Source organism: Gluconobacter sp. DsW_058, from assembly GCF_002153615.1.
Lineage (GTDB): Bacteria > Pseudomonadota > Alphaproteobacteria > Acetobacterales > Acetobacteraceae > Gluconobacter > Gluconobacter cerinus.
On record NZ_JOPH01000074.1, the window covers coordinates 25,576 to 43,609 of the forward strand.

Below are 18,034 nucleotides of genomic sequence, written 5' to 3' on the forward strand. Positions count from 1 at the left end.
ACCGGCACACGTTCTGCCTTTGGCGAGAGCGGCACGATAGGCGCAGTGGCGCCGTGTATTGTGAGCCGAACCCGTGGCCAACCAACTGATTAACGACATGATCATCACGAAGCGCGCGCTGCCGCTGTTTCGTGACACTAACGGTTTCATCAAGAACATTGACCGTTCTTATGACAGCTACTTCGGCAAGTCCGGTGCGAAGATCGGTGCTTCCGTGAACGTCCGCCTGCCAAACGACCCGGTTGTTGGTGATGGCCCGGTTGTCAGCCCGCAGTCCATCGCAGAGCGCTCCGTGCCTCTGACGGTGGCTTACCGCAAGCACGTCTCTCTGGGATTCGATACGCAGGAACGCACCCTGAATGTTGACGACTTCAGCGGTCGTTACATCGAGCCGTCCGTCAACAACCTGACCGGCTCCGTTGCCGATATCGCCATGACGCTGGCTCTTGGTGCCGCGAACATGGTGCGCAACACGGATGGCGACGGTAATACGATCGCCCCTACGTCCGAAACGTGGCTTCAGGCCAAGGCCAAGCTGACGAAGCAGCATGCCCCAACGGCTGATCGTTTTGCGGTTCTTGACCCGGATACGGATGCCAATACGGTTTCCGGCCTTATGGGACTATTCAATCCCTCCGCACAGATTGGTCAGCAGACCAAGACGGGCGCGATGGAAGCGCCTCTCCTTGGCGTCCGCGAATGGATCAACGACCAGACCTGTCTCGTCACCACGACCGGCTCTTACGACAGCTCTGCCACAGCGACCGGGTCAGTCACGACGCTCAGCAACGCGGGCAATGCGATCCCAGGCCAGATCAGTTCGACGGCCTATCCTCAGAACTCGGTCATTGCCACATCAGCCCTGAACGGTGGTCTGAACGCAGGTGATGTCATCACCATCGCAGGAGTCAATCAGGTCAACCGCGCGACCAAGCGGTCCTATGGCACTCCAATGCAATTCGTTGTTACGCAGGCTGTTGCGAGCGGCGCCACGTCCATCGTGGTCTCACCTGCCCTTGTCGGCCCTGCTGCTGATGGATCGCAGAACCAGTATCAGACCGTCGATGCGCTGCCAGTTGCTGACGCCAAGATTACTCTTGTCGGCAAACAGGGCGAGACGATCCGCCGCAACCTTCTGTTCAACAAGAAGGCCATGACGCTGGTCACCGTCGATCTGATGGAGGTCAACAAGGGTGTCGTGGATTGCGGTATGGCAAACCTCGATGGCATCTCCATGCGTACCCTCACCTACTACAACGGCACTGACGATACGCTCGGAACGCGCCTCGACGTGCTGTTCGGCATCGGTGTGTTGCGCCCTGAATGGCTCTGCATCGTTCCGGATATCGTCGCCGCTGGCTGATGCTGGTGAAGCGATATCCCAAAACGTTGCACCACCCGAATGGCTACGAAACCGTGACCGTTCGGGATGAGGCAGAAGAAGAGCGGGTGAGAGCCCGCATGTCTGGCCGTCCGGAGCCTTCGGGCCGGGAAGCGCCGCTTAAGCCTGTCATGAGGCGAAAGGGGCGCACCCCAAATGTCCGAAACCAATAACGGCGGTACTCCGAATGTCACAGCTGGCTATCTAGTCTCTGACCTCGTCGGCCTAGCACTGGAGCAGCTTGGCGTTGGCGTAGGTGGTCAGAATACTGATCCGCAGGGCTTGGCCTCCGGGGTCATGCATCTCAATATGATGCTAGCGCAGTGGCAGCGTCGAGAGTGGCTCGTGCCTAACCTGACGGACGTGTTCTGCATGGCGACTGGGCAGTCTGTTTACTCTGTCGGTCCAGGCAGTGATATCGACATGCCGGTACGCCCAGCAAAGGTCTTTGGAGCTTACGCTCGTTTGCTGTTCAACGGCGGAGCTGCGGTCGAAGGAGATTTCTCCGCCAACGATTTCGACCGCAGCGATTTCTTCGATAATGATGACGGGCTATCTGCCGCCAATCCCATTGACTATCCCCTAACAGAAATCCCGTCTTATCAGGACTATGCGGCTCTCGGTCTCAAGGGCCTGAAAACATGGCCAAGCTACTACTTCTATAATCCCGCCTTCCCGCTGGGTGAGTTCAGACCTTGGCCAATCCCAGCAGGCGGAAACACATGGCAGTTACATCTTCTCGTAGCTCAGCCTCTCCCAAGTAATCTTAAGGCAGACACGCCTCTGAACTTGCCGCCCGAGTATTGGGACGCGGTGATGTGGTGTCTCGCTGCGCGGCTGGCGCCGTCATATGGGCAGGAAGCTTCTCCTACCGTGGCAACGTTCGCACGCGCGGCTCTGAACACAATCCGCACAGCTAATTTTCGAGCCCCAACGCTAGGAATGCCTTCTATCCTTTCACCGCGCGGAAACCCTTTCTGGTTCCCCGGAATGGAGATCCAAAAAATATGAAACGGTTTGCTCTTCTCGTTGTGGCAGCGCTTATCACCACGCCAGTTCAGGCGCAGACAGTCCCCGCGATGACGAGGCCTGTCACGCTCGCAGGGTCTCAAGGCCTCAACGCGGCCATGGCGCAAAAAGCCGATGTAAACAACGGCACCCTGGCCAATCCGTTGATCGGAGCGCCTGCAGTCACTGGAGGCACCATTAAAGGGTCGGCAATCTCGGGTGGATCCGTGAGCGGCGCGAGCCTGGATGGTACAAACACATTGGCAGGGACACTGGTTTCGGCCCTGCTTGGTGGCGTGATCAGCACCGTGCAGATGATAACGTCGCAGAGCAGCGCAACCGATTGGACACCTTATTTCCAAACGGCGATTACGACTGTCGAGAAGCTCGGCGGCGGCGTCATCCGCATTCCAGCCGGAACATATGCATTTTCTGGACAGCTTACCGTGAATGCAGACGGCGTGGTTCTGCGTGGCGATGGTCGTAATACGATCCTGATGCTTAACCAGAACACCAAGGATTTCCTCACCTTCTCAGATTGCGTAAAATGTGGCGTTGAAGATCTGGCTATCAGCGGTAACACGTCTTACGCCTCTGTTTTTCAGAGCAGTAGTCTATATTCGCCGTTTATGGTCACGCTCGGCCACAACACGAATAGCGCGTTCGTGCGGCGTGTAGATTTGCGTTTTGGCTATAACGGCATCCACGTCTATCAGTCCAATGGCGAGGATCAGGTTTCCGATCACGTTACGCTCTCCAACATGGCCGGTTATTACGGGGTGATGTTCGAGGGCACTGCGGACAGTAAGTCCTATCGCATGATGGTTGATAATTTCGTTGCTGGTAACGTACCCCCATACTCATACGGCAATATCAACACAGCTGGCCCGAACTGGGAAAGCGGAACGGCATATACGCCTAGTCAGACTGTCAGCGCCCCCGATGGAACGATATGGACATGCGTATCAGCCGGGACGTCCGGCAGCACGCCACCATCTGGCATCCCAGGCAGCGGTGCCAGCACATGGAGTTCAACGGTTGTTGACGGCGGAGTAACGTGGGTATTCACGAGCGGCCCCATGTCGTGGATCGTACAGAACAGTTATGCTTCTTCCCTCGTGATCCGAAACGCTGCACTCCTTGGTGGCGCGCATGGCTTGCGTGTGATTGACACAGTCCTGTCAGGCAGCAGTCGCCCCCAATGGGCGTGGGCACAGGATCTGGAGGTTGATCACCCTCAGTTCGTCGGCATCGATCTCCAGTCTGCGGACGGCTTCTATTGCGATGCGTGCTGGATAGGATCTCAGGCCGGATACGGCGTCGAGATTGGTCCCAACTCCACAGATGTCCATTTTTCGAACGGACGCGCAGCTTATAACGGCGGCGGCGGTTTCTATCTGAGCCAGCCCACCAATGTCACGATCAGCGGCATGAGTATCGGCCTCAATTGCGGAGCGGCAGTTAATTCCGGCAATACGCAATGCGCAGGTGTGTGGATTGCCAATGGCACGACAGGCGTTGCCCTGACTGGCAACATCATCGGAACGCTCGGAAACCCGCTCAACACGGTCAATCCTCAGCTTTACGGCGTTTACTACGTCGGGGGGAGCAATACGGGATATACTCAGGTTGTTGGCAACATTATTCTGAATAATAAAACCGCTGCGATCTTCAACAACAATCAAGGCCCCAACAACAACCAGGCCAATAATTCGGTGAGTAACTGATATGTGGTATTATGTGGTCGAAAATGGCATCATCACTGGTAAAACCACGGCAGAGGGTTCCGGGCGTCTTGATGCAACAGTCTATCAAGAATCTGAAGTAGGGTCGCCCCCCGCATGGCCGCGCCTGCATCGCAACGCTCTATTGACGGCCTCAGACTGGACACAACTCTCAGACGTATCCCTGACGGCTGACCAGATCGCTCAGGCTAAGGCTTACCGGACTGCATTGCGGGGCCTTCCGGTAAGCCAGAGTATGGCGACGACAGTGACTTGGCCTACTGCACCGGATTTCATCTGATGCCCCGCATCAATCTTTCAGGCGGCTCCTATCTTGCTCGCTCGGCTTCTGTCTCGGCACAGCGATGCCTGAACCTTTATCCTGAACCCACCGTAGCAGGCAGCGGCGAACCCACCGCATATGCCTACTATCCGACGCCAGGCTTGGTTCTCTCGTCCAAGCGGTCAGGCAATGGACGAGCAGCATACCAAACATCGCAAGGCCACCTGATAATCGTCCTCGGTGGCGATGTCTTATGGGTGCGCAGCGATGAGGTTTGTATAGCCATTGGCTCAATCGCCGAGGGTGACGCTCCGGTGCGTATGGAGGATAATGGAACAACCCTTTTCATAGTCGATGGCACCGATTCAGGCGGGTGGTATTGCACGATGCCCAGCAAGCCCAATGGGCATTACGGCAGCCTGACGCAAATACGCGACACCGCGTTTTATGGTAGCGCAACTGTCGCATTGCTCGACACATTCTTTCTTTTCGTCAATCCAGAGACGACAAACTGGTATGTCTCCCCAGCCCAATTCGCAGACGAAAATACCACACCTTTCGACCCGCTTTATGTCGCGAGCGATGCAACAAGCTTAGGTACAATAGTAGCCGTGGCCGTTGTCGGCCAATATATTTGGTTATTCTCAAGATTCCAGATCGAGTTCTGGTATGATAGCGGAGCGTCTGATTTCCCTTTCCAGCGCTTGCAGGGCGTGACGGTTGAAGCTGGATGTGCTGCGCCTTATTCCATTGCCAATATTCCCACCTGCAACAATACGCCAAACGGCGCGATTATGTGGTTAGGCCACGACAGATCAGGCATGGTGCGTGTCTATTTGGGACAGCAAACCTCTGCGGTTCCAGTTTCAACGCCCCCGATTGATGGTGCTCTTCAGGCAATGGGAGACATGTCTGGCGCTATCGGGAACGTTTATCAGCAGGACGGCCACGTTTTTTACGTTCTGACAATTCCCGGCCAGTCTTCGTCTTGGATTTTCGATATCACAACAGGTCTATGGCACGAACGGTGTGGAATCGATACATCTGGCGCTGAGGTTCAGATGCGCCCGCTGTTTTGGGCGCAGGCTTACGGAAAAATCTGGGCGATAGATCGGGATAATGGCGCTATCTACCAAGTGTCCATGGATGCGTCAGACGATGCTGGCGCCCCAATCAAGCGGCAGCGGGCGTTCCCTCACCTGCTGACAGATGGTAGCCGCGGCATTCATCGCAAATTTACACTGGATATGCAGCAGGCTGCCAACGTCTCAGTCAATGTGGACTGGTCAGATGATCGCGGCGCCACATTCACTACCCCGCAATCCTTGGCGCTCGGGTCGAGTGGAAATTTCTGGCCGACACTCTGGCGTTTGGGGATGGCGCGGGACCGTGTGTATCGCGTCACCTGGACTGATCCGGGGGCAACCGCGCTCATGGGGGCTTTCATTGATATCGATCCGGTGCGGTCATGACCGGCCCCCGCGATCTCAACTCTCCCCTGCCTGCGGGAAAAATCTGCAATACGGACGGGACACCGACATTGCAGTTCCAGGCATTCATTCGGCGTATGTGGGAGCGTACAGGGTATTCTCCGGGGAACGACACAACTTGGATTGCGGCTGAGGCAGATATTGCATCCCTCTCTACTCAAGTTGCAATTACCAAAGCGGATCATGCCCAAAGGGCCGCTTACGAGGCTCAAAGTCTTACTGCTCTTCGCTGTAGCCAGGCCATTCTTGCCAAAGCTCAAGAGGCTCTCGACGTTGCCACCATGGCATTGTTACAGGCTCAGGCCAGTGAAACACGCGCACTAAAAGCCTTGGAAAACGCGCAGGAATTGGCTACACTTTTTCTCACGGCGCGCTCTGAAGCGCAGGCGGCACAATCTCAAAATGAGAGCATGACGTTTACAGTCATGAACCGCCCGTGGCCGTCGTCGCACAATCCCTCGTAAAAGGCACTACCCTTACCGGTGACAGTTCCTCCGTTTACACGGCAGGAGCCGGGACAACCGTTGTTAGTGGTGCTGTCGTCGCTAATCCGACAGGTACTGCTGTCTCCCTGACCGTTTCCATCCAGCGTTCAGGCGGATCGGCTCTCGAGATTATTCCCGCCCGCGCAATTGCTGCCGGCGGCACGGATCTGGTCCCTGAGCTTGCGCGCGTTCTCACCGCTGGTGACGTGATCATTGCATCCGGTAACGGCCTGAACCTGATCGTTGATGGATATATGCTGTCGTGATCTTCTCCGCACCTGCCATCCCCGGGGCAGCTATCAACGACATAGACGCCATCAATGCCGTCATCACACATCCTGCCATTTATGGTGAGGCAGGGCGGATCGCCGATGTTCAGGACCGGCTTGTTGTGTCCCTGCCCGGTATTGTTGTCGGCTTCCGCGCCGTTGAGGGGCGTGTGCATGAATGTCATCAGGCCGTTGTGCCGGAACTGCGCGGTAAAGCCGCTCTTGCGGCAATGCGCCAGATCCGGGACTGGTGGTGGAACACACAGCCATCTGACCTGATGATCGCAGCAATTCCTGACGACAGGAAATCCGCCCGGTTTACCATGCGCGCTCTCGGCTTTGTTCGCTGGGGTGCAATCGATGCGCCCTGCCCCGATGGCATCGTGCGCCATCACGTCACATACAAAATGGAGCGCCCGCAATGAGTGATACGTTTGGTATCGGTCAAGCAACTCAGGCCGCGAGCACTGCTGCAACGACCGCTGCTCAAATGGCGCTTGAGAAAACGGCCATGGATCGGGCGGCGAAGACCGGTACCGGACAAGCGCAGGCCATCGCCAACGCCGGAGCGGGTGCGCAGAGCTATTATGATCCTTATGTCTCCGCTGGGAATGCACTCCTTGGCTCGATGACGGGGAATTCTGCGTACAACACGACGGACAACACGTACGTCAATAACGCGACCAACGCACTGAACCAGACGACACTTGAGCAAACCCCGGGCTATCAGTGGAACCTGAGCCAGGGCGAACAGGCGGCAACCAATAGTGCCGCAGCGCGCGGCTTAGCCAATAGTGGTGCAGCCCTTAAAGGCGCATCCACTTATGCGTCTGGCTTGGCTGATAGCACGTATCAAAACCAGTTCAATGACCAACTCTCTGCGAATAGTGCTGCTCAAAGCAATCTGACTAACACGTTTAACCGCCAGAATTCTTTGCTTGGCTACGGCGCAAACGCTGCCTCAGCTAGTGCAAACAATGAACTCAATACGGCGAACCTATCGGCTCAGGCGCAGATGGCTGGCGTGGGGGCAAGCATGGCCGGCACAACATCCATGGCGAACAGTCTAACGAATGGTTTGACCAGCCTCGGCAACCAAGCGTCCAGCTATGGCAGTAATTATCTGACTTATAAGAACCTTCTTAATGGAGGCGCAAGCTAATGGCGGGGTTTGATACAGGCGCCAGTGCGTTGCTCGGTATTGGCCAGAACACTATCCGGCCAACAGATCCCTCAGATCAGCTCGCGCAAGCCCTAAGCATCAGGAATGCGCTGCTGGGCAATAAGATCCAGCAAGCTGAATATGATGCGCGGATGGCCGGGGGGAACGCTCTACTTGGCGCTACCGACGATACTGGGCGCACTGACTACGCCAAAGCACGTGCAACAATGGCTCGTGACCCGAAAGCTGCCTATGGTGCTGGGCAGGCCATGCGCGAGCAGAATGCATCCCGTCAAGAAGACGTGCTCAATCAGGATGAGCAACTGGCGTTTCAAAACCATGCCTCAACAGCGGCCGCAAACGGAATGGGCCGCTTGGTCGATGACCCGTCCAACGCCAACGTCCGTGGTTATGCTGCCTTCATGAAGCGGCTGACGCCTGCGGCGTCAGATCAGATCAACACGATTACCAATCAGGTTCTCGCTCTCCCAACGACTGAACAGCGCAAGGAAGCTCTCAAAGCTGCCTTCACAGCGCATATGGGGCAAGAGGCTTCGAGCCGTGTGTTCGGCACGCCCACGAGCGTAGATGACGGCCAGACGATCCAGACCGGAACACAGGCTTCTGGCATGGACGGTGGCGCGTTCACTCCTGCTGCAGGTGTGCAGCGTCAAATCTCGCCTGAGACAAATTCCACGCCAACAGAGATCATCAACCCCGACGGCTCCCGCAGCTACGTCAGGCGCGATCAGGTGGTTGGCGGCGGCAAGCCTACCGTTCCGCCCGAGGCGATGGGATCAGGCCGCTATCCGACGCAGCAGCCCGCAAACCCCGGCTATCAGGCCGCGCCCGCTGCGGGCCAGACGGAAGCCCTTGCCGCAACCGCGAAGGCCGGAGCCGATGGGGCCAATGCGCTCATGCAAGCGTCCGCGAACCGTAATGATCGGATGGCGATGCTTGGGAATATGGGGTCGGATCTGGAAGGCTTCACCTCAGGTCCAGGCCGAGAGCATTGGCGGAATCTTGAAGCTACGTGGAACAACTGGACGCCATATTCCGTCCACGCGGACGAGAGCGAAATCGAAAAAGCTCAGTCATTCAACAAGTGGGCGCAAAATCTTGCCAATGCTCAGTCACAAGCCTTGGGAACTGGTACCGACAGCAAGCTTGCGGCAGCGGTCCATGCTAGTCCGAACAGCTCGCTTCAGGACAGCACAAACCGCCTCATGATTCATCAGCTTCAGGGCAATGAAGATGCGATCAATGCCAAGGCGCAAGCGTGGAAAGCCTCGAGGATGCAGCCCGCGCAGTTCCAGCAATGGAATCAGCAGTTCAGCCAAAGTTTTGACCCGCGTGCATTCCAGATGATCCGCATGACGCCCCAAGAGCGCAGCACGTATATTGAAGGGCTGAAAAAGTCCGGGCAGTTCGATGAACTGAAGAACAATTACAACGCCATGGCCGCAGCCGGGTTGGTGCCAAGTGGCAGACATTGACCGCGTTTATGACGACGCCGGGAAATACTGGAACGTTGACCCTGATGTTCTGCGGGCCGTCCATCAGGTTGAGGATCCGCAGAATGATCCGAAGATCCGGTCTCGTGCTGGCGCTACTGGGCATATGCAGTTCATGCCGGATACAGCACGGCGGCTGAGTATTGATCCCACCGACCCAGTGCAAAGCATTTATGGCGCAGCTCGTCTTCTGGACGAGAACCTGAAGCACTACGGCAATCTTCCGGATGCACTCCGGGCTTACAACGGCGGCACAAACCGCACCAAATGGGGAAACCCCGAGACAATGGCTTATCCGGGCAAGGTCGCGACGAATTACCAGCCAGCGCAAAAGTCTCAGCAGACACCTGGGCCTGATGCGTTCGAGACAATGTTCGGCGGATCGTCAGACACGAAAGCCCCCGCTCCTGCTCAGCAACCAACTGGCAACGCATTCGAGACGATGTTTGGTCAGTCAGGATCGGCGGACCCTAGAGCGGCAGACCCTAGAGCGGCAGAACCGTCACGCGCTGAGAAGGCCTGGACGCTTGTAAACGATACGGTGAACTCCGCAGGACGGGAGATCGACCGGACATTCGGTGTTGGCGTCCCTCACCTTGTGAGCTGGGCCACGTCTCTTGGTCATCACATGGACAATCCAGTTTCACGTGCGGCGCATGACGTGGGTGATTGGGTTGCCTCCAAGGAAGATGGCGACGAAGCGGCGCGCAAGAATGATTATGGTGCTCCCTACACGGATGCAGCCGGGACGATGCTTGGCGCGGGGTTGGCAACCGCGCTTGGTGGCCGTGTCGTTCGCCCGGCTGCTGCGGCGCTTGATGAAACGAGGGCCGGTCGTGTTGTCGCAAATGCGCTAACTGGCGAAGGTCCGTCTGCGATGAAGTACGCGAATAACGCTATTGCGGCAGGTGTGCAGACCGGTCTTGCTGGCGGCGACTGGAAAGACGCGACAGCCCTGACGCTTGGCCTCGGTGCCGCTGGAAAGCTTGGGGGTAAGGTCCTTTCGCCCGTTACGGATCGCGCCTCTGCGGCACTCCGTCGTGCCGGGGATTATCTGGACCCGCAAGGCGCAGCTGCCAGAGGCGCAGAAGAAGCCCCTACAGAAATCGGACGGACTGCCAGCACTTCGACGCAGAAGGCGGAAGAGAAAGCCCAGATCAAGGCCATCTCCAAGGTTGGTGCGTTCAGTGACCCGGAGAAAGCCGCAGATGCCATCATGAAGGCCTTCACGAGTGAGGATGGAACGCGACTGTATCAGGCGCAGGTTCCGGGCGTCTTCCACACGACTGCGGTGCGCACTCAGGATGCCAAAATGGCGGGATTGGAAAACAACCTACGTGATCTTTACCCGGATGCATTCAGGACGCTGGATAGCGCCAATGATCATGCATACACGCAGCATCTTCGGGAAACGATTGGCACGCCGGAGCAAATCCATAATCTTGAGGCCGAGCGTTCAGCTTTCGAAGAGGCACAGCGAACCAAGGCGTTTGAGAACGAAGAAGCCGTGCCGGTGGGGGGGCTTCATTCGATACTGGATAGCCATGTCTCAGCCAATAAAGGCAATGAGCCCGTTCGTCAGGCGATCATGAAAGCCAAGAAGGCGCTTGAGGATGTGACGTTTGCCAAAGAAAATCCGTCGCCAACGCATACTCTTTGGAATGAGCCGAAAGACCCTGTTCGGTGGGCCAATCCGTCCGATCTTTGGAACGTTCGCAAAGCCATCGGTTATGGCCTTCAGAAAGCCGCAGCCGGTGAAGACGGGCATATGCGTGCAGCGGCTGCGCGTCTATCTCCCTTTATGGATGACCTTGCGCACCATATCGACCAGGGGGCACCGGGCTTTCATGACTATCTGGAAGGATACTCGCAGCGCTCAGGCACTATCGACAGCCTGCGCTTTCTTCAGTCACGCGGCCTGATGCAGCCTTCGACAAATGCGCCAACGGGTGAAAGTGTAAATTACACGGCGCTGAAGAACCTCATCAAGCAGATCGACAAGAATGAGGTTTCGGTTGCGACCAAGGGAACAGACGCCGTTACGCCTGAGCAGGAAACGCGCATTCGGATGCTCTACCGCGACATGCTTGCAGAGCGCACCATGCGAGACGCGGGCGGTTCCGTGGGGTCAAAGACCTTCAAAGCAGGGATGACGCAGCGCCAGAAGGAAATCCGAGGCGGTCATTTTGGTGGAGCTGTCAGTACGCTCGGCGGCCTACTTGGAGCACAGGAGGGCGGCTTAATGACGGGCGGTGCGACAGGAGCAGCGCTCCATGCGGGTAATGCTCTACTTGGTCACGCTCTTGCCAATCGTCGCCTGACCAAGATGGAACAGACGGATCAGGCAGTCATCAATCACTTGTTGGGTCAGTCGCGATAATTGAACCGAACGCCATTCAAAACCCGATCCGCCTTTTCAGCGCGGTATCGGCGGATGGCGTAAGGGATGAAGAATGCGACGGCCATCAAAACAATGCTTATCCAATGGTCAGCACCGTATTCTACATGATGCAAAATGACGTCATCATATGTGGCTACCGCGAGAAACACAGGAACCGGAAGCGCCGCCCAAAGCCTCCCCTTCACCCAGAAGAAGCACCAGGCCGCAGCCACGACGAGATAGAGGAAGATCATGGCAGAAATTATCTCAGTTTACTGCGGTTTGAGCAACGTTTTTTGCTTGTACTGACGCGCGGAACAAAACTAGAATCTGAGGATGATTCATCCCCCGTCAGAAGCGTTCTGCTCGTTACTCTCTGCGGTTGCAACGCTGGCATGCTGCGGAATTCTGTATCTATCTGTGGAAAAGGTTCGGAAAATCGAAAACGAATTGCGCGAGCAACGTATCGTTATCGCCAGACTTTTGTCCGCTCGTGAGGAAATATAGTTTCTAGGCGGAACCGCATAAATTCGTTCTTCCACGCGATTTGGCGACAAGGATCTATCGAGGCCTTTCCCGTCGCCATCTTTTCTCATTAAGCGCATTGGGATCGGAAGCCACGTTGCAGTATTCAGGTGTTTTTTATCCCGGTATATCACATCGATAACGCGACGGATGTTAGTAATTATCTTCCATCCCTTCGGATAGGAAATTTTTACAGCCTCAACCTCGATACTTCTATTGGAATTGTTTGTGATATTAAAATCTATGCTCAGAATAGGGCCAACTCTCGGGTAATCATTCCAGAACATTTTATGTTCAACCACGGGTCGGTCTGCTCTCACCGTGCGATAAAAGAGTATCCCGGCGATTGTCACGCTGGCAAAAGATATTCCTACAGCAGCCCAAGACGTAATTTCACTCATTCTTCACCTTCCCCGGCAGAGCGGATTCAGGTCAATGCGCCACTGTGGCGCGTCGTAGTGCCTCGTTAATGCGCGTCTGCCAGCCCGGTCCGGTGCTCTTGAACTTCTCAAGTACATCCTGATCGAGACGAAGTGAGACTGAACGTTTCGTGGCAGCTTTTTGCGGACCACGAACGCGCCTGACCTTTGCCAATGCGGGCACAATCTCTGAGGCTGACTTCATATCCTGAAAATCCGCCTCAGTAATTTCCGGATTGTCACGATCAAGCGCGATGCCCTGATTGATCCGGGCGTCTTCTTCGTCAGTCGGCATGATGATGTTAGTCTTGCGAGACATAGAGCAGTACCTCCCGTTTGTTGGCCTTCCGCAAGCTGATAATACGAACGGTCCGGGTTTCGATGCTGAACACCAGCACATGAAGACGGTCATCAATCGGGCCAAGCGCAACAAGACGCGGCTCGTTCGAAGACTGGCTGGCCCTGATGAACGCCGCATCCCATTCAAAGTCTTCGGCGCTCACGAAATCAACGCCGTGCTTCTCGATGTTGCTTAGGCGCTTGGCTTCGTCCCAGTCGTATCTCATGGCTTATTGTATATACGGAAAGAGAAAGAGTAACGCAAGCTAATTGTATGTACGATCTAATCAGTATCGGACGAGAGAGAAAGGCCAGGTTTATGAACCTATTCCCCTACGTCGCGCTCAAGCGGAGCATTATTACGGCCTGACTAAGGAGCCGCCCTACGAGACGGCTTTCTGCGCTTAAACTCTCATCTTCCCGAAACCATAATCCGACAGTACGATCTCCCCTTGTTCACGGAGATGTGTTGCCAACTATGATTAAGAATATTCCCGGTTTTTTGAAACTGGCGCGCGCTTCGGACCTGTTCGAAGAAGCGGCCATGCTTATCCTGACCTTGTGCATTACTGCCGTAGCCTGCGTTGGCCTACTTCACGTTGTGGTCGCGGTCGTTCGCATGGTGATGAGCACAGGACTTGAACCAACGAACCCGGTCTTGTTGCAAGCCCTTTTTGGCATGTTCTTCACAGTGCTGATTGCGCTGGAGTTCAAACACTCCATTCTCGTGCTGCCGGGTGGTCAGGCTCACAGCATGGCCCGAATGCGGTCGGTCCTACTGATCGGCATGATGGCGACAGTCCGGAAGTTCATTGTACTCGACCTGAACGGAGTCAACGTGCAGGAAATGGCCGCACTTTCGGGCGCCGTGCTGGCTTTGGGGGTCGTTTATTGGCTCGTACGCGGAAAAGTTACGCCCCCCTTGGGGGACGGCTCAGGCGGCTTGCTTTCCGGGGCCGAAGCTGATCACTGAGGCATTTGGGAGTTGCCGCCCCTCAAAGGGCGGCTTTTCTAATGGCCCTCAATTCGGATACAGGCTCGATCCGTCAAATTTCCCTGCCGAGTTTTCGGGCGGTGGCGGTGGGCGGCATCCGTCTGGCGGAGGTAGCGGCCGACCATTGCTGTCCATAGGTGGCGGCGGTGGTCGGCCCCCATCATTACCCTTACCTTGTGGTGGCTTGTGACCAAAGCCACCTGGAGGCGGCCCGCATCTGTGATGAGACTTATCGCCTCCATTACGTTCACTCTTTTCAGTGTCGCTGTATGACGGAGCTGAGGTGCTGAGGGTTGTGTAAGTCTGGCCGTTATAGACAGTTGTACCCTGAGCCGAGAGCGGCAAAGGCATGGCACTAACAACCAGAATGATCAAAGGTGCAATTCGGGGGCTCATAAACATCTTCCCAAAGTCGGATGCCCACCCTTGAAACGAGCCCTCGTAATTTGCCAGTAAGGAATGGCAACGGCGTGTTTCCCCTCCCTACACTCCCAAATTATAAACCTCCCTCACCCCTAAGCCGTCTTCAACATGGCGGGGTGATATGCGCTGGGATTCTGTACAAAAAGCAATAAAAAACAGTACTCTCTCAGGCGACAGAGGGAGCATTGATATGCACGCCGGTAGCGAGGGTTTCAGCTTCAGCGCAGATACGATCATGACGCGCTGGATACGGTTTAGTGTTGGATTTGCGATCATTGCAGGAGGCGTTGGCTTGCTTGCCATTGGTGCAACGCCGCTCATTCTCGGTTTAGCGCATTACGGTCCTTTATAGCGTTGCTTTCTGCGTCCACTTTGTCCTAGAATCTCGTCACGGCATGCTTCGCGCTGGCGGCACAATTCGTATCCCGAAATGTCGCCCATGCGCCGTCTATTGCTTGTCGTTCCCCTTCTTTTCGCCGCCCACGCTTTCGCACAGACGCAGGCTGCTAATCCGGTTGAGCCGTTCTCATATGGCGTGCGCGTTGGCACGGCTAAGAACCCGCTTATTGCGGCGCTGTCTTCAGTTGTTCCGTCTGCTCAGGCTGGATCGACCCAGGCCGCTATGCCGGTTGAGATGTTCAGCTACGGACGCCGTGTCGGTACGCAGTCGAACCCGATTTACGTCAATCTGGGAAATGCCCTCGACGGCTATCTCCCCCTGACGGGCGGTAACACGACCGGGGCGCTCAATGGCTATTCGTATTTCCCGGGATTGGTTGGAAGTAGCGCTTCTGGCTCTACCGTGACGCTAACGACAGATAATAGCGGGAACCTCACTACAGCCAACTGCATGGTTATTCCAGGGCAAGGGGCGACGGAATACGACATCAATATCATCGGTGTTAGCAGCAACGGCGCTGATGCGTTCTTGCAGCGGTTTTCCGGCGTCATGAGTTATCTAACGACTTCTGGCTATGTGCTGACGGCCAGCTCGTCTTCTAACAACTATCCCGCCATTGGTTCTGATCATGGCACCGTTGCCGCTACTGTAGCGGCTGACACCAATGGATGCTTGCGCCTCACTGCGACAGGTGGCGGTTCCGGTTCCTGGAAATGGCGTGCGGGTGTTCACTACGAAAATCTGGTGCCCTGATGGGCGACGCTATGCCAGTGCTTGCTGATGCTAGGCTTGATGACCATGAGCGGAGGCTGGACGATCACGAACGCCGCCTTTCCTCTGTGGAGAGCGGTATGACAGCGATCCAACTCAAATTGGTGGAAGTCCAAACTGAGGGGCGGATGCGCGGGGAGCGCCAGGACGTGGATTTACGTGACCTGAAGGATATGACCCGCGATCTCCTTGGAGGAATGGCGTTTTTCAAGTCTGCCTTCACATGGGTCGTGGGTTCGCTTGCTGGCATTCTGATCTTCATTGCAATCTGGGGGCCGAAGCTGCTCGCGTTCTGGCGGGACTGGCATCACGTATGACCGGCCTCGACGTTCGCCAGCTCAAATACGAGATCGTGCGGCCTACGCTGATTGCGCTCGGGCTCTGGTCTCCTGCGGCTGAGAACCTGCTGACGGGAACGGCTCTTGCGGAAAGCCGTGCCGCTTATGTCCGGCAGGTTGGCGGCGGCCCTGCCGTTGGTCTTTGGCAAATGGAGCCAGCCACGCATGACGATTGCTGGACGAACTTCCTCAACTTCCCGGCACAGTCTCGGCTGGCGACGATATGCACTCGCATGCGCGCTCCTGATCTGTCTGCGTCAGCGCAGTTGGTCACGAACTTCCGCTATGCCTGTGCGATGGCGCGCATCCGGTTCTATCGCGTGCGTGATGCCCTGCCCGCCTCCACCGATGCGGCCGGACTGAGCACCTATCACAAAGCTCATTACAATACGGCACAGGGCGCGGCTGATCCGGTCGCGAATGTCGCCTTCTTTGCGGAGGCCATCGCGGCATGAACCCGAACGTCAACACCTTCCTCAAGGCTGGCGGCGTCGGCTCTCTGCTGGTGCTGCTGCCTGATCTGATCCCGGCTCAATATTTGATCTATCCGGCATGGCTGATTGTTGGCTGCGCGATCCTGCGCGCCGTGATCCAGCCCCCGGAAGCGACGAGCAAGTGGGCCGGACTTTACGAATTGATGTCAGCCATTGGCGGTTGCATTGGATGGGCGCTCCCTCGCCTGCGTCCAGGCATTACCGCCGTTCCTGTCGCTCGCGAGGACGCAGCGAAGGTGAAGGCCGCCATCCCCGAAATCCTCAGCAAGCCCGCGGCACCAGTCGCGGATTGACTGCGGGACACCCCAACCCACTCAGAAGGAAATGCCATCATGGCAACTGACACACTCATTCAGGAAGCTGGCGCACTTGGACAGGAACTGCTTCCGGTTCTCGGCGGCTTCATCATCGAGAAGCTGGATCCGAACTGCGACACGGTAGCGGCCAAGGCGGCTCTCGTTGGTCTGGCGGGCAACATCGCTTCCCTCGTCACGGCGCTGGAAACGAAGACGACCACGACTGAAGCGGCTGCGACTGCTTGAGCCAGTACGTCTACATCGGCGGGGGCATCATTGCCCTCTCCTTTGTCTCCTGGCTGATCTGGTTTTCGTACCGGGCCGGGAAGAACAACGCGTCCGTCACGACGGCAGAAGCTGCGACTGATAGCGCAACAGCAATCACCGAAAAGGCCGAAGCGATGGCGCAGGCGCAGGCGGATAAGCCCGCTACGACAGATGCTGTTTTGGCGCGGCTCGATGGTAACAGCGCATGAGATGGCTCGTCTTGGCGCTTGCCGTCACCGGCTGCACCTCCGTGCGTTATGTGCCCTGCCCCACATTAGTGACTTACGCGGCTGCCGATCAGAAGGCGCTGGCCACGGAAATCAGAGCGAACCCACAGCCCCAGACCGTGCGCTGGATCGGTGACTATATCGGGCTGCGTGATCAGGTGCGGGCATGTTCGAAAAAATAGCCGTCGTCGCCCTGATCGTTTTCGTCCTGCTTTGCGCTGCTGTTATCGTCCCGATTGTCTGGGATGAGATTACGCGGGACTAGATCCCGCCGAGAGATCGCTGCAACCTGATACCCTCGGCGGTACGCTGCATCGCGTGCAGTCACTCTGAGGCAATGTGCGGTCATGCCGCAATTAATTATGTCTTTATATTTCTGACGTGTCTGCGAGCACGAACTATTGAGTATCACTCAATGGTTGAGCTGGTGCGCCCGGAGGGACTTGAACCCCCAACCAATCCGTTATGAGCGGACGGCTCTAACCAATTGAGCTACAGGCGCGCTGCCGCTTTGTAACAGCCATTTAGGGAGAATAAAAGACCGACACATGTACAGTTCGGACCACTATCCGCATTGAACTCTTGGGAATTTCCCAATGGCTCAGTCATCAAGGAATTCTTGACCACTGAACCGTCAAGCGATCCTTGACGGTTGAACACTCCGGAAATTCCGGATGGTTGAACTTGTAAGAGATGCTGAGGAATAAGACCATTTCCCCTATTGTCACAGAACTGGGCGCTTCGTTCATCCGACATGAAGCCATACAGAATTGAGCGTGCACCGGTTGCAAACAAACAAAGAACATACCGCTACAACCAGCGAAAGTTTCTTTTTTAAGTTATTG

Annotated in this window: 26 protein-coding genes and 1 tRNA gene; 21 read left to right on the plus strand and 6 right to left on the minus strand. The window is 56.2% G+C overall.

All coding sequences use genetic code 11. The features are described from left to right. The first annotated feature begins 73 nt into the window (after positions 1 to 73). From HK24_RS13050 to HK24_RS13100, 12 genes are read left to right on the plus strand one after another with little or no spacing between them, the layout of a single operon-like run. The gene (locus tag HK24_RS13050) at positions 74 to 1,363 is read left to right on the plus strand and encodes a P22 phage major capsid protein family protein (RefSeq protein ID WP_143412340.1); all 1,290 of its coding nucleotides are present in this window, start codon (positions 74 to 76) and stop codon (positions 1,361 to 1,363) included. Next, complete coding sequence (locus HK24_RS13640; RefSeq protein WP_158093014.1) at positions 1,324 to 1,554, plus strand: hypothetical protein; 231 nt, start codon at positions 1,324 to 1,326, stop codon at positions 1,552 to 1,554. Before HK24_RS13050 ends, HK24_RS13640 begins: the two co-directional genes overlap by 40 nt. Next, positions 1,538 to 2,392: a hypothetical protein gene (locus HK24_RS13055; protein ID WP_086634836.1), complete on the plus strand. Its 855-nt coding sequence runs from the start codon at positions 1,538 to 1,540 to the stop codon at positions 2,390 to 2,392. Before HK24_RS13640 ends, HK24_RS13055 begins: the two co-directional genes overlap by 17 nt. Then, positions 2,389 to 4,116 (plus strand): right-handed parallel beta-helix repeat-containing protein, encoded by a 1,728-nt coding sequence (locus HK24_RS13060; protein ID WP_086634837.1) that lies wholly within the window; start codon positions 2,389 to 2,391, stop codon positions 4,114 to 4,116. The genes HK24_RS13055 and HK24_RS13060 overlap by 4 nt, the downstream gene beginning before the upstream one ends. A gap of 1 nt (position 4,117) precedes the next feature. Continuing rightward, positions 4,118 to 4,414, plus strand: coding sequence for a phage tail assembly chaperone (locus HK24_RS13065; RefSeq protein ID WP_086634838.1), 297 nt, complete (start codon positions 4,118 to 4,120; stop codon positions 4,412 to 4,414). Next, on the plus strand, positions 4,414 to 5,868 hold the full coding sequence (locus HK24_RS13070) for a hypothetical protein (RefSeq protein WP_086634839.1): 1,455 nt from the start codon (positions 4,414 to 4,416) through the stop codon (positions 5,866 to 5,868). Before HK24_RS13065 ends, HK24_RS13070 begins: the two co-directional genes overlap by 1 nt. Next, a complete protein-coding gene (locus tag HK24_RS13075) occupies positions 5,865 to 6,350 on the plus strand; it encodes a hypothetical protein (RefSeq protein ID WP_086634840.1) in 486 nt (161 codons plus the stop codon). Before HK24_RS13070 ends, HK24_RS13075 begins: the two co-directional genes overlap by 4 nt. After that, entirely contained in the window at positions 6,323 to 6,637 is a 315-nt protein-coding gene (locus HK24_RS13080; RefSeq protein ID WP_086634841.1) for a hypothetical protein, read from the plus strand. The genes HK24_RS13075 and HK24_RS13080 overlap by 28 nt, the downstream gene beginning before the upstream one ends. Next, positions 6,634 to 7,065 carry a DUF2824 family protein gene (locus HK24_RS13085; protein ID WP_086634842.1) on the plus strand — a complete coding sequence of 144 codons (432 nt, stop codon included), beginning with the start codon at positions 6,634 to 6,636 and terminating at the stop codon, positions 7,063 to 7,065. Before HK24_RS13080 ends, HK24_RS13085 begins: the two co-directional genes overlap by 4 nt. Next, positions 7,062 to 7,802 carry a hypothetical protein gene (locus HK24_RS13090; protein ID WP_086634843.1) on the plus strand — a complete coding sequence of 247 codons (741 nt, stop codon included), beginning with the start codon at positions 7,062 to 7,064 and terminating at the stop codon, positions 7,800 to 7,802. The genes HK24_RS13085 and HK24_RS13090 overlap by 4 nt, the downstream gene beginning before the upstream one ends. Continuing rightward, the gene (locus HK24_RS13095; protein ID WP_086634844.1) at positions 7,802 to 9,298 is read left to right on the plus strand and encodes a hypothetical protein; all 1,497 of its coding nucleotides are present in this window, start codon (positions 7,802 to 7,804) and stop codon (positions 9,296 to 9,298) included. Before HK24_RS13090 ends, HK24_RS13095 begins: the two co-directional genes overlap by 1 nt. After that, positions 9,285 to 11,696: a lytic transglycosylase domain-containing protein gene (locus tag HK24_RS13100; protein WP_158093015.1), complete on the plus strand. Its 2,412-nt coding sequence runs from the start codon at positions 9,285 to 9,287 to the stop codon at positions 11,694 to 11,696. The genes HK24_RS13095 and HK24_RS13100 overlap by 14 nt, the downstream gene beginning before the upstream one ends. On the opposite strand, the gene HK24_RS13105 is transcribed toward HK24_RS13100, so the two are convergent. The 4 genes from HK24_RS13105 to HK24_RS13120 form a co-directional block, all read right to left on the minus strand. Next, a complete protein-coding gene (locus tag HK24_RS13105; protein WP_086634846.1) occupies positions 11,684 to 11,950 on the minus strand; it encodes a hypothetical protein in 267 nt (88 codons plus the stop codon). The two genes, HK24_RS13100 and HK24_RS13105, sit on opposite strands and share 13 nt — an antisense overlap. An 87-nt stretch (positions 11,951 to 12,037) precedes the next feature. Then, a complete protein-coding gene (locus tag HK24_RS13110; RefSeq protein ID WP_086634847.1) occupies positions 12,038 to 12,622 on the minus strand; it encodes a hypothetical protein in 585 nt (194 codons plus the stop codon). Between the two features lie 31 nt (positions 12,623 to 12,653). Continuing rightward, the gene (locus HK24_RS13115) at positions 12,654 to 12,959 is read right to left on the minus strand and encodes a BrnA antitoxin family protein (protein ID WP_233126274.1); all 306 of its coding nucleotides are present in this window, start codon (positions 12,957 to 12,959) and stop codon (positions 12,654 to 12,656) included. Then, the gene (locus HK24_RS13120) at positions 12,943 to 13,206 is read right to left on the minus strand and encodes a BrnT family toxin (RefSeq protein WP_086634849.1); all 264 of its coding nucleotides are present in this window, start codon (positions 13,204 to 13,206) and stop codon (positions 12,943 to 12,945) included. Before HK24_RS13120 ends, HK24_RS13115 begins: the two co-directional genes overlap by 17 nt. Positions 13,207 to 13,457: 251 nt before the next feature. Here HK24_RS13120 and HK24_RS13125 point away from each other — a divergent pair, with 251 nt between their 5' ends. After that, positions 13,458 to 13,952 (plus strand): phosphate-starvation-inducible PsiE family protein, encoded by a 495-nt coding sequence (locus HK24_RS13125; protein ID WP_086634850.1) that lies wholly within the window; start codon positions 13,458 to 13,460, stop codon positions 13,950 to 13,952. Positions 13,953 to 14,000: 48 nt separating this feature from the next. Here the strand turns inward: HK24_RS13125 and HK24_RS13535 are convergent, their stop codons facing one another. After that, the gene (locus HK24_RS13535; RefSeq protein WP_143412342.1) at positions 14,001 to 14,369 is read right to left on the minus strand and encodes a hypothetical protein; all 369 of its coding nucleotides are present in this window, start codon (positions 14,367 to 14,369) and stop codon (positions 14,001 to 14,003) included. 217 nt (positions 14,370 to 14,586) lie between these two features. Between HK24_RS13535 and HK24_RS13645 the strand changes: the two genes are divergently transcribed. The 8 genes from HK24_RS13645 (at position 14,587) to HK24_RS13540 (ending at position 17,371) form a co-directional block, all read left to right on the plus strand. Next, entirely contained in the window at positions 14,587 to 14,748 is a 162-nt protein-coding gene (locus HK24_RS13645) for a hypothetical protein (RefSeq protein ID WP_158093016.1), read from the plus strand. Positions 14,749 to 14,835: 87 nt separating this feature from the next. After that, positions 14,836 to 15,549 carry a hypothetical protein gene (locus tag HK24_RS13135; protein WP_086634852.1) on the plus strand — a complete coding sequence of 238 codons (714 nt, stop codon included), beginning with the start codon at positions 14,836 to 14,838 and terminating at the stop codon, positions 15,547 to 15,549. After that, a complete protein-coding gene (locus HK24_RS13140; protein ID WP_086634853.1) occupies positions 15,549 to 15,884 on the plus strand; it encodes a hypothetical protein in 336 nt (111 codons plus the stop codon). Before HK24_RS13135 ends, HK24_RS13140 begins: the two co-directional genes overlap by 1 nt. Continuing rightward, on the plus strand, positions 15,881 to 16,360 hold the full coding sequence (locus HK24_RS13145) for a hypothetical protein (RefSeq protein ID WP_086634854.1): 480 nt from the start codon (positions 15,881 to 15,883) through the stop codon (positions 16,358 to 16,360). The genes HK24_RS13140 and HK24_RS13145 overlap by 4 nt, the downstream gene beginning before the upstream one ends. After that, on the plus strand, positions 16,357 to 16,692 hold the full coding sequence (locus HK24_RS13150; RefSeq protein WP_086634855.1) for a hypothetical protein: 336 nt from the start codon (positions 16,357 to 16,359) through the stop codon (positions 16,690 to 16,692). Before HK24_RS13145 ends, HK24_RS13150 begins: the two co-directional genes overlap by 4 nt. A gap of 39 nt (positions 16,693 to 16,731) precedes the next feature. After that, positions 16,732 to 16,941: a hypothetical protein gene (locus tag HK24_RS13155; RefSeq protein ID WP_086634856.1), complete on the plus strand. Its 210-nt coding sequence runs from the start codon at positions 16,732 to 16,734 to the stop codon at positions 16,939 to 16,941. Next, positions 16,938 to 17,171 (plus strand): hypothetical protein, encoded by a 234-nt coding sequence (locus tag HK24_RS13160; protein WP_086634857.1) that lies wholly within the window; start codon positions 16,938 to 16,940, stop codon positions 17,169 to 17,171. The genes HK24_RS13155 and HK24_RS13160 overlap by 4 nt, the downstream gene beginning before the upstream one ends. Then, positions 17,168 to 17,371 (plus strand): hypothetical protein, encoded by a 204-nt coding sequence (locus tag HK24_RS13540; RefSeq protein WP_143412343.1) that lies wholly within the window; start codon positions 17,168 to 17,170, stop codon positions 17,369 to 17,371. Before HK24_RS13160 ends, HK24_RS13540 begins: the two co-directional genes overlap by 4 nt. Before the next feature lie 243 nt (positions 17,372 to 17,614). Here HK24_RS13540 and HK24_RS13165 read toward each other — a convergent pair. Beyond that, positions 17,615 to 17,691: transfer RNA gene (locus HK24_RS13165), tRNA-Ile, on the minus strand. Positions 17,692 to 18,034: the final 343 nt, after the last annotated feature.

What these genes read in the sequence shown, in the direction of transcription:
- HK24_RS13640 (WP_158093014.1), top strand. Translation starts at nt 1,324, where the DNA reads ATGGCTCTGCATCGTTCCGGATATCGTCGCCGCTGGCTGATGCTGGTG.
- HK24_RS13055 (WP_086634836.1), top strand. Translation starts at nt 1,538, where the DNA reads ATGTCCGAAACCAATAACGGCGGTACTCCGAATGTCACAGCTGGCTAT.
- HK24_RS13060 (WP_086634837.1), top strand. Translation starts at nt 2,389, where the DNA reads ATGAAACGGTTTGCTCTTCTCGTTGTGGCAGCGCTTATCACCACGCCA.
- HK24_RS13065 (WP_086634838.1), top strand. Translation starts at nt 4,118, where the DNA reads ATGTGGTATTATGTGGTCGAAAATGGCATCATCACTGGTAAAACCACG.
- HK24_RS13070 (WP_086634839.1), top strand. Translation starts at nt 4,414, where the DNA reads ATGCCCCGCATCAATCTTTCAGGCGGCTCCTATCTTGCTCGCTCGGCT.
- HK24_RS13075 (WP_086634840.1), top strand. Translation starts at nt 5,865, where the DNA reads ATGACCGGCCCCCGCGATCTCAACTCTCCCCTGCCTGCGGGAAAAATC.
- HK24_RS13090 (WP_086634843.1), top strand. Translation starts at nt 7,062, where the DNA reads ATGAGTGATACGTTTGGTATCGGTCAAGCAACTCAGGCCGCGAGCACT.
- HK24_RS13095 (WP_086634844.1), top strand. Translation starts at nt 7,802, where the DNA reads ATGGCGGGGTTTGATACAGGCGCCAGTGCGTTGCTCGGTATTGGCCAG.
- HK24_RS13105 (WP_086634846.1), bottom strand. Translation starts at nt 11,950, where the DNA reads ATGATCTTCCTCTATCTCGTCGTGGCTGCGGCCTGGTGCTTCTTCTGG.
- HK24_RS13110 (WP_086634847.1), bottom strand. Translation starts at nt 12,622, where the DNA reads ATGAGTGAAATTACGTCTTGGGCTGCTGTAGGAATATCTTTTGCCAGC.
- HK24_RS13115 (WP_233126274.1), bottom strand. Translation starts at nt 12,959, where the DNA reads ATGTCTCGCAAGACTAACATCATCATGCCGACTGACGAAGAAGACGCC.
- HK24_RS13120 (WP_086634849.1), bottom strand. Translation starts at nt 13,206, where the DNA reads ATGAGATACGACTGGGACGAAGCCAAGCGCCTAAGCAACATCGAGAAG.
- HK24_RS13125 (WP_086634850.1), top strand. Translation starts at nt 13,458, where the DNA reads ATGATTAAGAATATTCCCGGTTTTTTGAAACTGGCGCGCGCTTCGGAC.
- HK24_RS13535 (WP_143412342.1), bottom strand. Translation starts at nt 14,369, where the DNA reads ATGAGCCCCCGAATTGCACCTTTGATCATTCTGGTTGTTAGTGCCATG.
- HK24_RS13645 (WP_158093016.1), top strand. Translation starts at nt 14,587, where the DNA reads ATGCACGCCGGTAGCGAGGGTTTCAGCTTCAGCGCAGATACGATCATG.
- HK24_RS13135 (WP_086634852.1), top strand. Translation starts at nt 14,836, where the DNA reads ATGCGCCGTCTATTGCTTGTCGTTCCCCTTCTTTTCGCCGCCCACGCT.
- HK24_RS13140 (WP_086634853.1), top strand. Translation starts at nt 15,549, where the DNA reads ATGGGCGACGCTATGCCAGTGCTTGCTGATGCTAGGCTTGATGACCAT.
- HK24_RS13145 (WP_086634854.1), top strand. Translation starts at nt 15,881, where the DNA reads ATGACCGGCCTCGACGTTCGCCAGCTCAAATACGAGATCGTGCGGCCT.
- HK24_RS13150 (WP_086634855.1), top strand. Translation starts at nt 16,357, where the DNA reads ATGAACCCGAACGTCAACACCTTCCTCAAGGCTGGCGGCGTCGGCTCT.
- HK24_RS13155 (WP_086634856.1), top strand. Translation starts at nt 16,732, where the DNA reads ATGGCAACTGACACACTCATTCAGGAAGCTGGCGCACTTGGACAGGAA.
- HK24_RS13540 (WP_143412343.1), top strand. Translation starts at nt 17,168, where the DNA reads ATGAGATGGCTCGTCTTGGCGCTTGCCGTCACCGGCTGCACCTCCGTG.